We start from the raw sequence: 351 nt of genomic DNA on the forward strand, positions 1-351 counted from the left end.
TTTTTAGCAAGTAAAGATTTCTTTGATATTGTGTATGATCTTTGTAAGGAAAGATTTGCTTTTGTTCCTTTTACAGATATGTTTTGGGCACTTCGCTCTATGGTATTGCCTCTATTTATTTGTATGAATCAAAAATTACCAGAAGCTGATTTGTATCATAGTGTTTCTACAGGGTACGCTGGTGTACTTGGTGCATTAGCGAAACATCAGTTTCAGAAGCCTTTTGTTTTAACTGAACATGGAATCTATACACGTGAGAGAGAAGAGGAAATCATTAAGGCGTCCTGGATTAAAGGGTATTTTAAAGATATATGGATCGATTATTTTTATAATTTATCAAACTGTGCCTAC

General features: G+C 33.6%; 1 protein-coding gene. It reads left to right on the forward strand.

The window, feature by feature from the left end; genetic code table 11:
* Positions 1 to 351 (forward strand): DUF3492 domain-containing protein (locus tag FS935_RS23245; protein ID WP_146950949.1); only part of this gene is annotated, 351 nt, incomplete at both ends.

This window comes from Metabacillus litoralis (assembly GCF_007994985.1).
GTDB classification, from domain to species: Bacteria; Bacillota; Bacilli; order Bacillales; family Bacillaceae; genus Metabacillus; species Metabacillus litoralis.